At 37.4% G+C, this 14,127-nt stretch carries 15 protein-coding genes; 2 read left to right on the forward strand and 13 right to left on the reverse strand.

Annotated elements, in window-relative coordinates:
- Positions 1–19: 19 nt before the first annotated feature.
- The 11 genes from G7061_RS08125 to G7061_RS08175 form a co-directional block, all read right to left on the reverse strand.
- Positions 20–1,141, reverse strand: coding sequence for a hypothetical protein (locus G7061_RS08125; protein ID WP_166120372.1), 1,122 nt, complete (start codon positions 1,139–1,141; stop codon positions 20–22).
- Between the two features lie 258 nt (positions 1,142–1,399).
- Positions 1,400–1,705 carry a hypothetical protein gene (locus G7061_RS08130; protein WP_166120376.1) on the reverse strand — a complete coding sequence of 102 codons (306 nt, stop codon included), beginning with the start codon at positions 1,703–1,705 and terminating at the stop codon, positions 1,400–1,402.
- Between the two features lie 277 nt (positions 1,706–1,982).
- Complete coding sequence (locus G7061_RS08135; protein ID WP_159633128.1) at positions 1,983–2,372, reverse strand: RidA family protein; 390 nt, start codon at positions 2,370–2,372, stop codon at positions 1,983–1,985.
- Positions 2,373–2,608: 236 nt separating this feature from the next.
- Complete coding sequence (locus G7061_RS08140; RefSeq protein ID WP_166120379.1) at positions 2,609–3,088, reverse strand: PTS glucose transporter subunit IIA; 480 nt, start codon at positions 3,086–3,088, stop codon at positions 2,609–2,611.
- Positions 3,088–4,254, reverse strand: coding sequence for an NADP-dependent malic enzyme (locus G7061_RS08145; protein ID WP_159641688.1), 1,167 nt, complete (start codon positions 4,252–4,254; stop codon positions 3,088–3,090). The genes G7061_RS08140 and G7061_RS08145 overlap by 1 nt, the downstream gene beginning before the upstream one ends.
- A complete protein-coding gene (locus G7061_RS08150; RefSeq protein ID WP_255466659.1) occupies positions 4,251–5,588 on the reverse strand; it encodes a 6-phospho-alpha-glucosidase in 1,338 nt (445 codons plus the stop codon). The genes G7061_RS08145 and G7061_RS08150 overlap by 4 nt, the downstream gene beginning before the upstream one ends.
- Positions 5,588–7,141 (reverse strand): PTS transporter subunit EIIC, encoded by a 1,554-nt coding sequence (locus tag G7061_RS08155; protein WP_159641687.1) that lies wholly within the window; start codon positions 7,139–7,141, stop codon positions 5,588–5,590. The genes G7061_RS08150 and G7061_RS08155 overlap by 1 nt, the downstream gene beginning before the upstream one ends.
- A 120-nt stretch (positions 7,142–7,261) precedes the next feature.
- Complete coding sequence (locus tag G7061_RS08160) at positions 7,262–8,005, reverse strand: MurR/RpiR family transcriptional regulator (protein WP_159633140.1); 744 nt, start codon at positions 8,003–8,005, stop codon at positions 7,262–7,264.
- A 97-nt stretch (positions 8,006–8,102) separates the two neighbouring features.
- Positions 8,103–9,464 carry a hypothetical protein gene (locus G7061_RS08165; protein ID WP_166120384.1) on the reverse strand — a complete coding sequence of 454 codons (1,362 nt, stop codon included), beginning with the start codon at positions 9,462–9,464 and terminating at the stop codon, positions 8,103–8,105.
- Between the two features lie 339 nt (positions 9,465–9,803).
- Positions 9,804–10,100: a hypothetical protein gene (locus G7061_RS08170; RefSeq protein WP_166120387.1), complete on the reverse strand. Its 297-nt coding sequence runs from the start codon at positions 10,098–10,100 to the stop codon at positions 9,804–9,806.
- A gap of 166 nt (positions 10,101–10,266) precedes the next feature.
- The gene (locus G7061_RS08175; protein ID WP_159641683.1) at positions 10,267–10,971 is read right to left on the reverse strand and encodes a GntR family transcriptional regulator; all 705 of its coding nucleotides are present in this window, start codon (positions 10,969–10,971) and stop codon (positions 10,267–10,269) included.
- Positions 10,972–11,064: 93 nt separating this feature from the next.
- Here G7061_RS08175 and G7061_RS08180 point away from each other — a divergent pair, with 93 nt between their 5' ends.
- Both G7061_RS08180 and G7061_RS08185 read left to right on the forward strand, forming a co-directional pair.
- Positions 11,065–12,246 carry a hypothetical protein gene (locus G7061_RS08180; RefSeq protein WP_166120390.1) on the forward strand — a complete coding sequence of 394 codons (1,182 nt, stop codon included), beginning with the start codon at positions 11,065–11,067 and terminating at the stop codon, positions 12,244–12,246.
- Complete coding sequence (locus tag G7061_RS08185; protein WP_166120393.1) at positions 12,247–12,966, forward strand: SIS domain-containing protein; 720 nt, start codon at positions 12,247–12,249, stop codon at positions 12,964–12,966.
- Positions 12,967–12,997: 31 nt separating this feature from the next.
- Here G7061_RS08185 and G7061_RS08190 read toward each other — a convergent pair whose 3' ends face one another.
- Complete coding sequence (locus G7061_RS08190; protein WP_166120397.1) at positions 12,998–13,648, reverse strand: Type 1 glutamine amidotransferase-like domain-containing protein; 651 nt, start codon at positions 13,646–13,648, stop codon at positions 12,998–13,000.
- Positions 13,649–13,666: 18 nt separating this feature from the next.
- Positions 13,667–14,119 carry a nucleoside deaminase gene (locus G7061_RS08195; RefSeq protein WP_159641679.1) on the reverse strand — a complete coding sequence of 151 codons (453 nt, stop codon included), beginning with the start codon at positions 14,117–14,119 and terminating at the stop codon, positions 13,667–13,669.
- Between the last annotated feature and the right edge of the window lie 8 nt (positions 14,120–14,127).

Genomic DNA, 14,127 nt, shown 5'->3' on the forward strand with positions numbered 1-14,127 from the left:
AACTTCCTTTTCTATCTTGCTATCGTTTTCCGGCAATGATTTTAGTGATCTCTAGATTCGCAATTTTCCCCCACGCAAGGTACCAAATCCCAACAATTATCGTTAGTGCAATAATGCTATTTGTGAGGATGCCTATTTTCGTTGCAGCACCCATACCTGTCGTGATGAGTTGTGCAAGAAATAAACCCATGATGAGTTGTACCAGCTTATTCATGATTAGATGAATCGTGATCTGTTTTTTTGAGTAACCAACGGTTTGCATAACCGCATACTTGTATTTGTTGATTTCCAAATCAAGAAAGATAGATATAAAGTAACAAAGTAGCGCATAAAACAATGTGAATAGACCCGTATATACCCAAACCATTGCAAAGGATAGTTTCGATTTTAAAGCCTCAACAAGTTCTACCTGTCCATCGATCGTTTTAAATGAAATTGGCGAATAACTCAACGTTTGTTGCACCTGCTTAATTTGAAAATCGGATAAATCATTGATGATTATATTTTTCAAAATGTGATGATTTATTTCAAAATCCATTGTTTGGATGTGTTTTGGATGAAACGGAATCACAATATCGTTATCGATAGATTCTGGTAGAAAGTACTGAGGCGATGTAATTGTTTGATGTTGTTTCATAATCCCAACTACAACAAACTGCATCGTATCCTTCTCAAATGTCTGATTTAAGGAAATACTATTTCTCAAATTATGTCCAACCAATACTGGAATTCTTCCATCTTTAAACTCATAGTCTTTTTCAATCAAACCCCTTCCAGCTACTACTTCTAAGTCATTGAACTCACCAACCAGTTTGCTCATCGATCGATATTTTTCTATGGACGCTCTCAAATTAAATTTTTTGTGATCAACTTGCTCAAAAAGTAGAACTAGTTGCTTCTCATGTTGATTGAGTAAATGTTCTATTCGCGTTTTATACTGATTTAACTGCGTGTCATTAAGTTTCTCAATATAACCTTCGAAGCTTTCATTAAATGCATCGTTTTCTATTGGTTCAAAATAAGTTAATGATTTACTTTTACTAAACGTCTGCTGCATTTGAAAATCAGTATATGCGTTTAGCATATTTATAACGAGAAACATACTAAATGTCAGAGGAACTGCAATTTGAATTATACTCATGACACCTTCAAGCACTTTAATACATCGATTCCTGTCTTTGTTTATACCTGCCGCCACTTCAATGTATTCTTTTCTAACGCAAAAAAGTACTTTGATGTACGTTAAAATATGAATAATCAAAAAACTCAGAAATAATGCAACAAGAATGTTAATTTTCAAACTTCCGTAATGAAACCAGATTACCAAAGTACTTACTAAGTACGAACTTACGGTGATCCAACTAAGAGAAACGATATGATATTGAACCTGCTCCAGAGTCTAATATCCAACAAGTCTAAGCACCTTTGTAATATCAGCATGATAGTAGATCCAGTATTTAATGACGAGCTTCAAAGCTATCACACCAGTAATTACCAACGCAATGACATTTATCAAGATAAATCCTTGTTCCATAATGTAACTTTGCATCGTACATACCTGTGGAGGTGTACTTTTCGATTGATGATAGCAGTGATCTCCAAAACTTGACATAATAACTTCGATAATGCAAATGAAGAGTATCGAGGTTATAAACTGATTTGCCCACATGAGTATCTTTAGTTTAATTGACTTATTAAGATTCATTAATTTATCTCCTGAGCTATTTCCTAAAAACTGAAAGTCATAATGTCATTTCAACAGATATAAAACCCTAGCTTTAATCTCCTTTCGTCTGTTCTATTTTAAGTGTTCATGAAATTATGATTTTCCAGCAATTACCTCGTCACTGTATCACTTTATTTTAAATGAATGACATTTTGATAATAAACGGCATATTTTTTTGTATAAAAGGTTACTTAAATAACCGTCCGCACAAAAAAAGGTTACCCACGGGTAACCTAATTAAACTAAGCCTTTATAACTATTTAGCTGCCCAAATATCTATTTCGATATTAATTTCCGGCAAACCAAGAGCGCTGATATATGCGATTGTCATGGAAGGATAATCATAACTAAAGAAGTCGTCCCATGTAGCATAGAAATGGTCCCAATCTATTTCCTTAACGGACCATATATTTACTTTTGTGATGTCTTCAGGTGTAATGCTTTCATGATTGAGTAAATCGCGAATATTATAGAACATCTGTTCTATTTCTTTTTTAAAATCAGTTGGTAGTGTTCCATCTTCTTGGACACCTATTTGTCCTGAGAATACAATGGTATCCAGACCTGCGGGAATACGCGTAATATGTGCGTACTTGCCGACTGGTTGATTTACATTATGTGGTGTTTTTCTTATTATTTTTTTCATTATTTGTCCTCTATTCTAATCCTGCTGAGTGCAATTTCGGCTTAGTTTGGACGCACTTATCCCATCTTAGTGGGATTTTTCGAAGAAAACAGCAGTCATATTGCTGATTCCAAATGATAAAGATAATTTATTGATACGTTTCATCAGCAACTCCTTCTGCATTTTCTGTATCATACCATTCTCGATTTTTTTTGGCAACAATAATACTAAAGGACAGGCATGTGGAGCCCGTCCTTTTACATTTTTTGAAGGTTAATTAGTTGTCCTTGGTTTACATCTTGATGATTCTCAGCAACCATAAACCGTGAGGTCGGTTGATTCGTTACAATGACCATTGTCGTTGCCTCAATGTTCTTATCTTGAAGCAGCGCTAATTCCACCGTTGCAATCATTGAATTCTCTGTGACCTCATCGCCAACATCAACGAAATTTTTAAACCCATTTCCTTGAAGTGTCACTGTATCAATTCCAATGTGGATTAACACTTCTGTACCGTCCGGTGTTTTTATGCCAATCGCATGCTTCGTTGGAAATACAGCAACAACAGTCCCTGAAACAGGTGCATAGATTTCATGAGTCGTTGGAATTACAGCAAATCCATCCCCCATTGCAAAGGATGCGAAAACAGGATCTGATACTTCGGTTAATGGAACAAGTTTCCCGGTGACGGGTGCAAAAAATTCAACTTCCTTTTTGCCAAATAATTTCTTAAACATTATATATTCACTCCTTTTTTTCTGAGTGTCATGACCGTACGAGCAACGGCGTCCGCTACATTATCTACAACGCGTGGATCAAACACTGAAGGCACGATATTTGTTGCACTTAGTTCTATATCACCAATACATTCTGCAATTGCTTGGGCTGCTGCAATATGCACTGATTGCGGAACAGAAATCGCTTTAACTTTAAGTAGCCCTTTAAAAAGACCCGGAAATACGAGAACATTGTTAATTTGATTCGGATAGTCACTGCGCCCTGTTCCAACAACCATGGCACCGGCATCAAGCGCATCATCATAGGAAATCTCAGGTGTTGGATTAGCCATTGCAAAGACAATTGCGTGCTCCGCCATATTTTTAATCATTGATGTTTTTATGATGTTTCCAGCGGATACACCAATAAATACATCCGCATTCACCAGCGCTTCGTCCATCGTAAACAAATCATTTTGATTTTCTGTTAAGGTCGCAATCATCTTTTGATGCTCTGTGGTCGCAGTTTTTAAAGCAACGATTCCGTGAACATCAAATGCATAGATAGTTTTTATACCGTAGTCCTTTAGGAGTCTTATGATTGCACTCCCTGCAGCACCGGTTCCACTAACAACGACTTTTATTGAATCTACAGATTTGTTGACGAGTTTTAACGCATTAATGAGTGCTGCAAGCGTCACAATCGCGGTTCCATGCTGATCATCATGAAAAACTGGAATCTTAAGTGCTTTTTCTAGCCTTTGTTCAATTTCAATACAGCGAGGCGCGGAAATATCCTCAAGATTGATGCCACCGAATCCAGGAGCAATCGCTTTGCATACTTCAATAATCGTTTCCGTATCTTGAGTATCTAGAACAATTGGAACTGCGTTAATATTCGCAAAACGCTTGAGAAGAGCAGCTTTTCCTTCCATAACTGGTAATGCGGCTTCGGGTCCAATGTTTCCTAACCCGAGAACTGCACTACCATCAGAAATAACTGCAACTGTATTTTGTTTCCATGTATAGGTATAGGCTTGATCCACATCTTCTTTAATTTTGAGACATGGGTCTGCTACTCCTGGTGAGTAAACCAACGCCAAATCATCTGCTGTTTGTATATCATACTTTGCCTCAACAGTTAGTTTTCCGCGAAGTTTATCGTGTAAATCTAACGCTCTACTCATTTAATTTCAAGAGTCCAATATGGTTTATTGACTTCCATGAGTGCATCTAAAACGGCTTTGGCTTTTTGCGGATCAACCACACTACGATTTAAGGTTAGTGCTTGGAGTGCTTTAGTATAATCACGCTCGATCCATGACTCCACTGTTAACAATTCGTAAGCATATTGCCCTTCCATTAACCCTTTGTAGAACGGTTTAATGTCACCATAAGGTTTACATACTGGACCATTAGAGCCTAATCTTCCCGCAAGCTCAACAATTGCTTCTTGAGGGAAATTTGGAATTAATCCATCATTCGGAACCATAATCACGAACTCGTTGTTCAGATCATGCAGAATCGACTCCGCAATCTCAATCATCAAGTTACCGAAAACAGATCCAGTTAAAATTTCAAGATCACCGAGTGTATCTCGACCAACTGCTTGAGCACACAGTTCAAATACTTCTTTTTCACGACTATCTTTCGCTTCATCCGCACGAGTATATGTTGGATTACTTTCAGCAACTATTTCTTCTGGAAAGAAGTAATATTGAAGATAAGTGTTCGGTAAATATTCTGGGAAAAATTGAAGGTATTTATTGACTCGTTTATATGTTTCAAGCCATGACGCCGATCGTTGTTCGGCATTGTATGGTTTGAATTCATTATCTTTTAAGAATGCTTTTAAGACATCAAAATGTGAATTTTCGTCAGTATCATAGATGTCTGTAAACCATCCAAAATGATTCAACCCAAAATAGGTTGCTCGTAAAGTTTCCTGCGGAACATCTAGAATTTTTGCATATGAGCGCATCATTGAGTACGGCTGATCACAAAGGTTCAGCAATCGCTTATCGTTCGGAAAGATTTTATGGAGAGCGAGAGCAACAATAGCTGCTGGATTCGTATAGTTTAAAATCCATGCATCTTCATTAACAGCTCGTATGTCATTAACCATTTCAACCATAGCACCGATGGATCGCATTCCATATGCAAAGCCACCCGGACCACATGTTTCCTGGCCAACAAGACCAAATTGTAATGGAATTTTCTCATCCAAACTACGCATGTGAGTATCGCCAGCGCGCATTTGTACGAGTACTGCATCCGCTTGTTGATAGGCAACTGCTTTATCGGTAGTAAAGATAACTTCAGTATCCGGCATTTCTTGTGCCAACACCAATCGAATATAATCATCCATTTTACTCATACGATCATTGTTAATGTCGAAGAATACTACCTGTTTCAGTGGAAAACGTTCTTTGTAGTCCACTATTGATCCTACAAGAGCGGGAGTTCTGGAACTCCCTGCCCCTACTATTGTGATTGAATATGCTTGTCTCACGATTATCACTACTTTCTAATTTCATCATCTACTGCATTACGCACAAACTCTACTAATGGACCAAATACAATATGTATATGGTTTTTTGAAGGAAGGAAAATACCTGTCGTTCCAGATTCCTTCAAGATATCATTGTTAATTAATTGGGTATCTACAACATCAATGCGAAGTCGAGTAATACAGTTATCAACATGGGCAATATTTCCGCTTCCACCGAGCCCTTCAACTACTAATTCAGCAATTCGTTTATAATTTTTTTCTTTGATAAGTGTATTGTCGAGATTTTGTTCATCTTCGCGTCCTGGTGTCTTAATATCAAACTTGAGAATGTACCAACGGAATACAAAATACATGATGACCGCCATCACTAATCCCACTAAAACAAAGTAAATCCATTGTGTATCTTCATACATTAATCCAAAGATTGCAAAATCGAAGATAGTTCCACGAATATAACCTATCGCAACATTGAAGAGTGGTAGTATTGCTGCACTTATACCAATTATGAGTGCATAGATTACATATAAGAATGGAGCTATAAACACGAATGTGAATTCAAGAGGCTCAGTGACGTTTCCAAGCAACGCTGTCATCCATAAAGTAATCAGTAATGGTTTTACAAATTTCTTATTTTCTGGTTTTGCTGTATGATACATCGCCAATGAAATTGCTGGGAAAGCAAACAACGTAACCAACATTTGTTGCTGAGCCATAAAACGTGTAAGGCTCGGCATCATTGACCAATATTCGCTGTTAGGTCCCAGATTGAATAGAATTTCTTGCATCGCAGGAACAACACCAACAAAGGTTGTACCATTAATGACATATGTTCCACCAGCTTCGGTAAAGCGGAACATTGCATTCCAGATATGGTGTAAACCAAATGGAATGAACAAGCGTTCTCCACCAGCTGTAAAGAGTGGTCCGAGTGGACTAAGAATGACAACCGATAGATGCGTTAACATCTGGACAAAGAACTGCCACACAAATGGAATTAACAAACCAAATCCAATCATAAGTGCTGATGTAATAATTGGAACGGATTTTTTTCCACCAAAGAAGGCAAACGCAATCGGTAATTCTAAGTTGTAGAATTTGTCAGTAGCCCATGCTGCCATTAATCCGGCAAAGATTCCACCTGCTGTGTTCAAGTTCATGGTTTGAACACCGAGCACTTTGATTTGCCCCATTTGCGAGATAAGTTCTGGATCTGCTAAATTTCCAGTAACCGTGAGCCATACGCTCATCGTAATGATAAGGACTAAATAGGCAACAACGGATGCAAAGACCGCGATCCCCTTATCGCGTTTACTCATACCATATGCAACCCCCATTGCAAATAGTAACGGAATGTTGTCAAAGACAACACTCATAATCGTGCGTGTGCTTTTCAGCGTTGTTTGAATTACTTCATTTCCGAGAAATGGTAATTTATCAATCATGTACGGTTGTACGAACGCACCACTAATACCAAGAATCATTCCAACCGGAGCTAAAACTCCAATTGGAAGAAGCAATGATCGACCAAATGTCTGAATTTGCTTACTATACTTCTTGAACATCTTCTTCCTCCTGTAACGTATTTCACGTTTCTAAGACCATAATACAAAACTTCGTAACCGCTTACTCTATAATTCTCACGGAATTGGACGCATTAGAAAACCTAGGTCGTGTCTTGCGACCTAGGTCGGATTTTTCTGATACAAAATTTCGTTTGCGAGCATCTCGACAATCATAAACATCCCAACTCGAGATATTCCATCATTCGTTGCTGTAGCCACTGAATCTGATGCAGTGTACAGGTTAATATCAGACATTCTAGCAAGAACATTATGTGTGAACGATGTAATGGAAATGATAGGAACATTTCGTGACTTTACAATTTTAGCTGCTTCTACTATTTTTCGTGTTTCTCCTGATAATGAAATTAAAATAATTACTTCTCGAGGATCAATTGTCGGCGTGATAATGGATAGCAAATTATAGTCATCTAGAATAATACATTTTAGTCCAATAGTTAATAATAAATGATTAAGATGCTGTGCAACTGATTTTGATGTTCCTCTTGCAGCAATATAAACCGTTTTAGCATTTAGTATCGCTTCAGCAGATTTTTGTAAATTACTATAGTTCACTAAGTTACCCGTCATTTTTGTTAGCGCAATGACTGAATCGTTGAAAGCCTCCGTCGTAATATGCTCATGTTGAGACGCATTGTAGGTCTTAATGTAGTACTTTAGATCCGAAAAACCCGAAAAACCTAGCTTCTGAGACATTGTAATTACAACTGTTTTTGAGGTTAATGATTTATCAGCCAATTCATTAATATTGATGGTTTCTACCTCATGCATATTTTGCACGATGTAATTACATACACGGCGTTCACTTTCAGTTAAGGTATCAAATTTTTCTATTATCCGATTCATAGTAGATCCTTTCTTGTTACGTATTTATTGTGTCAATCATACTATGTCTCCATCAGTCATGCAATGAAATTCGATAGCGGTTACATTCATTTTTATGTTAGTCTTCATGTGCGACCATGTCATTAATCAATGATTGCTTCTTGTATTTGATTTGTAGACATATAACCGTTGCTCCAATAATTGTGAAGCATACAAAAATCGCTAAAAATGCGTACGTAACCGAGTAAATCCCCATGACAGTAATTAGTGCACCTGCAACGATATACCCCACCAAACAATAGATTATAGTTGGTATTATTGTTTTGTAGATGATATACCTTACGCGATATCCCAATTTCAGATAAATAGCATTTCGATATGCTTTTTTATCTATATCCATAATTGCACTGCTCGTAAAGGTGAATTGTACAAATATTAAGAAAACCAACGCTAACATTAACCAAAAATATGCAATTTTCAACGCAGCTTGATGCGTCTTCGTTACTGAGTCTTTAATATCTAAAGCTTCATGTTTTAACGAGCTCATCGATATCTTTTTAATATTGAACTCTAGTTCCGATATGTCCATATTTTTGACATAAAGATTATTATAGATTGCTTCATGATACTTAAGCGTATCATCACGAATTAAACGCGGATTGAACGGTGCAATAATACTTTTATTTACCGTTGTTGATTTAAAGTCACTTGGTGCGAAAACAGTTTCTCCTGCTTTCATAATACCTACAACTTGATACGTATTTCCCATCATTTGATACATTTGATTAATGACTAATTTGTCGGACAAATCAGCTCCAATCAAAACTGGGATTGGTTCTCTAATGCTTGTAAAATCGTCATCTTTGATCATTCTTCCTGAAGCGACTTGAATCTCATTGGCTTTCATTACATACTCACTGGAACTGTAGTAATGATCAACTTTCACTTTAAGGGTTGACGATGCAGTACCAGCAGGTTCATAAAAAGTGAACATATCCTGTTCGTGTTCGATAAGCATTGCTCTAAAATTATTTAGAAACGATGCATTCTCTTCTGGTGTCTGCTTACGTAGTTTATGAACGAACATATTGTTAGGACCTTTATCTTCGATTAAGCGTATAGCATGTAGGTTTTCATTATTACTGTACTGCTGATATGCTTTTGTATCTTTTAGTTTATTTTCAAGCACAGTTGCAAAGAACGCAATTACCACTAAGGCTAATATTACTTGCATGATATTTAATCCAGCAGTAAACGATTTCGATATATATCGCATGGATCCTGAGCTTACGTGCTCTTCTGGCTTATCAATCTCAATCAAAATTTTGGTAATTCCCCATAATGTAGCAACACTTTCTATCACGATAGCAACCATTCCGCTAATCACTACAGTACTTACAACTGGACGAACTATGATGATAAACACCATAAATGCGCCTGCAAAACTAGATAGATAATGTATGATTATTTTTCGAACCATGTACCTCCGTTGTTCACAGAGACTGTATCCAACGAGCCGTTGTACCTTATAGATATCCTTTGTTATAAAAATCCAATACTCTAAAACTTTGAAGAAAAACAAACCTGCAGATGCTATCACTAAAACAATCAAAAGAGAAAGGAGCTTCTGTTCATTTATAAACGTAAATATTGAACACGAACTTCGAGCTATAGAGTCTCTAGTGCAGTGCTTCACTCCAAGATGAATGAGCGCAAACGTTGATGTGATAACTGCACTTGAAACTATTAAATTACTAATCCATAATCCTATATGTTTTTTCATATTTTCTCCCAAAAAGTCATTCTACGTTCAGATTATCTAATCATCTGCATCGACACCATATTCACATGTTTGGTCGAAGCGTCCAACAATCCAGGTATGAACCGAATCACCTTCATTTGGAAAATATTTTGTGTTGGTATGTCGTCGATTCCCCATTTTTACCCATGTCCGTATATATTCGTAGTTTGGGCTATAGACGGTTGTCTTGGAATTGCACGCTTTGCCAGCAAAATCTATGTTCGACCATCCTTCGTTATACCAACCACTATCTGCTGAAATATGTCCAGTCATCATTGTTAATAGCAAGCAACTTATTATCACATTTTTTTTCATAACTCACCTCTCTAGTATCAAATATGTTCTTTTTAAACTTTTTCCTTTCGTATATTATCATGTTCCCAATGTATAACATTCGTAAAATGTCTTTGAGGCACTTTTTTGTGATTAAGTGGTTTATTCCTATGTTCAATCATAAAAAAAACACTCCTTTCGGTGTGCTTTAAGAATTAAAAACAGTTTGATAAAGCTTGAAACTTGATGTTTGATAATATGAACTCCCAGAATTAAAGGGCGTCCCATTCTCCATATATGCGATAACTTCCATTTTGATTAAAGGATCACCGACTGCAATGTTCAACTGCTCCGATAACGATGCGTCAGCAAGGATTGCTTGAAGTGACTGATCAGCATAATCGAATTGAATACCTCTCGACTCTAGTAGCGCATAGAGCGAACCACTGAGATCCTCTTCGACAAGACTTCCGACAAGTTTTTCTGGAAAGTACACATGTTCACAGACAATTGGAACATCATTGGCACAACGTGTTCGTCTAACCTCCCATACAGGATCTCCAACCATAATTTGTAACTGATGTGCAATACCTTCATTTGCAAAAACACGACGCAGCTCAACATCTTTAGAGGAAGGTGTTTCGTTACGACGAAGTACTTCCCGTGTGAATCCAACACCATTACGAAATTCTTTATATGATGGCATACTTCGAACAAAAGTACCGCGTCCGTGTTGTCGATATAAAACCCGCTCACTTACAAGTTCATCAATCGCCCGCCGAACTGTAACTCGTGAAATATTAAGGATTTCTGCTAGCTCATTCTCTGAGTCAATCATTTGATGTGCCTTGTAGAAACCTGAATCTATCCTTTGATTAATATAGTCTATTACGACTTCATATTTGTTTTTCATAGATCTATTATAGCAACCCTACTTCGACACTTCAAGTCAACTTGTATTGACAAGTTGAAAACAACTGTATATGATGATTTTAGGAGGTACTTTATGAGAATAGGTTCCGCAGTAAATCCCATTGTTCCGCATGAACTTTTACCTTTATCCGGTTACATGGGTCACCGCCCATCTTTAGGTAGTCATGATTCTTTAAATGCAACAGTAGTCATTATCGATACACATATCTTTGTATCACTAGACCTAATTGGTATTGACGATAATCTTTATCGTAATATTAAGCGCAAGTTACCCGATCAATATACAATCTCTATTTTTGCATCACACACCCATGCAGGTCCGGTTGGAACATTAGATACATCATCAGTGCTCTACGGAATGCAAAATGTCTTTCAAGATATAGATCATACTTACCTTGAGTTTGTGACACAGCAAGTCCTCGATGCTATCGACAAATCGCTATCTTCGATGGAACCATTTGAAGCAACGTTTGCTGAAGGGGCTATTGAGAATTTGTGGACACATCGTATCAATCCTCAAAATACAATCAACAATTCATTATGGTTTATTGAGTTTAAAACATCCACGAAGACAACTATGATGCTTTCTTTCCCTTGTCATCCAACTGTATTAAACAATCAAAATCAACTGTATAGTAAAGATCTTCTCTATGGTCTTGATCTTGCGAAAGATATAGATATTCTCTTGTTTATGAATGGACCTTCGGCTGATATAAGCACCCGATTCACCCGGCAGGAATCCTCATATTCCGAAATCGAGCGAATGGGACACATACTGTGGAAACAGATTATTAAACTGAGATCCTCAGCTGTTCCTTTCACACTGAATCATATTGATGTCGTTGACTTCTATTGTGATTTGAAAACTAAATCACCCTCTTCGAATCACAACCATCAAATTGAACAACTCCAATTAGCGTATAAACAATCCGAAAATCCACACATACTTACCCAATTAGATGGATTAATACTAGAACGTAGTTTCTTATCATCAAACCCACCTTCCGTAATTCCCTTACATCTTCAAATTATCGAGCTCGAGAATTTACGTATCGTCTCAATACCCGCAGAACTATCACACGCTTTCACCTTAGACAATACAAAGATTGTGACACTTGCTAACGGATATTTATCCTATTTCACTTCATGCGAATCCTTTGACCAAAAAACCTATGAATCGTATGCGAGTGTAATTGATCGTGGTGAGGCAGAACGCATGATACATTTTATAAAAAATACTATGGAGGCACATTAAATGCAAACACACACTTATCTTGACTATATAAACAAAACTATCAATGAACTCGCAACAACTCAAACACATGCAATCGATGCGGCAAGCGTATGCATTGCAGATGCACTTGCTCGCGAAAATCGCGTCTTCGCTTTTGGGAGTGGTCACTCTCATATGATTGCCGAAGAATTCTATGCGCGTGCTGGGGGACTTGCATCGATTGAAGCAATTTTACCACCAGAACTTATGCTTCACGGTACCGTCGGAAAAAGCACTCAAATAGAACGCATCTCTGGTTATGCCAAACCAATACTTGAACTTCATAATCCTCGCGCTGGAGATGTTATTATTGTTACATCCAATTCTGGTAGAAATAATGTACCAGTCGAAATGTGCTTAGAGGCCAAAGCCTTAGGAATGCATGTTATTGCAATTACATCCATGAAACACTCCAGTCACACCACATCCCGTCATGAGAGTGGCCTTCGAATGTTTGAAATCGCAGATATTACTATTGATAATCTTTCACCCGCAGGCGATGCTGCATTCTACATCGAAGGATTCGAAACCCCAACCGGTGCCTTAAGTAATATTATCGGTTTAACGATTGCACAGACACTTGTTGTGAATGTTGTAGACGAACTTGTACGTAAAAGTATCGTTCCACTCGTATTCAAGAGTTCAAACTTAGACGGTGCCGACGCCTATAATGACGCTTTGTTTGATACTTATCTACGTTAGAAAATAAAAAAGGGAATTTGAATTCCCTTTTTTATTTGATTCTCTGAATTTGTCCGTTTGATAATAAATAGACGTCTCCAAGTACCTCCACAATGCCATTTACTACTTTAATTGCGCCATTTTTTGTAGGAGCATAAATTGGAAGTTCATATGAAAATGGCATCAGATCCATATCAAGGTAGTCATGATTTTCTAAATCAAAATGAGGTTCGAATGATAATTTGTTTAATCTTAAGCCCTCTTGAAGTGATGCTTCCTTAACATCATATTTATTTCGTGGTGAACACACCCATTTTTCACTCATGTTAATGGCACCAGCACTGGTTCCGATAATTACACCTTCGTGATTGCGAATCACATCATCAAGTTCAAGGTCATCTATCATTTTCTTTTGCTCAAGATTGTAACCACCAAGAATAAACACAACAGATGCTTGACTAACCGCCCTGCGTGCTTCTTCAGTACTTAATTTATTATCAACAAAAACATAGTTTTTAAACTCAATACCCGCTTGAAGCAGCCATTCGCGTTCTGCAAGTGGTGGATTTTCGCCTTCATAATAAAGAGGATCTCCTGACATCAAAGCAATTGTCTCACGGTGGAGAATGGTTTGCTGCAATGATTTTTGAATGTGCGATGGCATCGTGTCATAATACCTATCCAAGTAATAATGTACACACATTACAGTATTTTCCTTTCACTATTTAAAATAAGACGCTAGAATTGCGATACCTTCCTCATGAAGAACATGTTTAATGACTTCAGGTTGATAATGTGAATGTATAAAGACTGTTTCGCTACTATTAACCTGTGGTTCATCCAAAATAAAATTCAAATCACGACTTCCTGCACTGAATACAAGTGTTCCTAATGTTGACCACACCATTGCACCAGAGCACATGAAACACGGCTCACAGCTCGTGTAAAGTGTATACTCTGATAAATCTGTGATTTTGTTTTGACGGCAGAATTCACTAATCAATGCAAGTTCCGCATGCATTGTTGGATCTGTGACCGACTTTATCCGATTCATCGATGTGGCAACGCACTTTCCGTCTTTCACGAGGAGTGCTCCAAAAGGTTCATCACCACATTGCATTGCCTGCTTTGCAAGCGCTAATGCTTCCATCATAAATGCTTTATGTTTATCCATTTTACGGC

Source organism: Erysipelothrix sp. HDW6B (assembly GCF_011301115.1).
GTDB classification, from domain to species: Bacteria; Bacillota_I; Bacilli_A; order Erysipelotrichales; family Erysipelotrichaceae; genus Erysipelothrix; species Erysipelothrix anatis.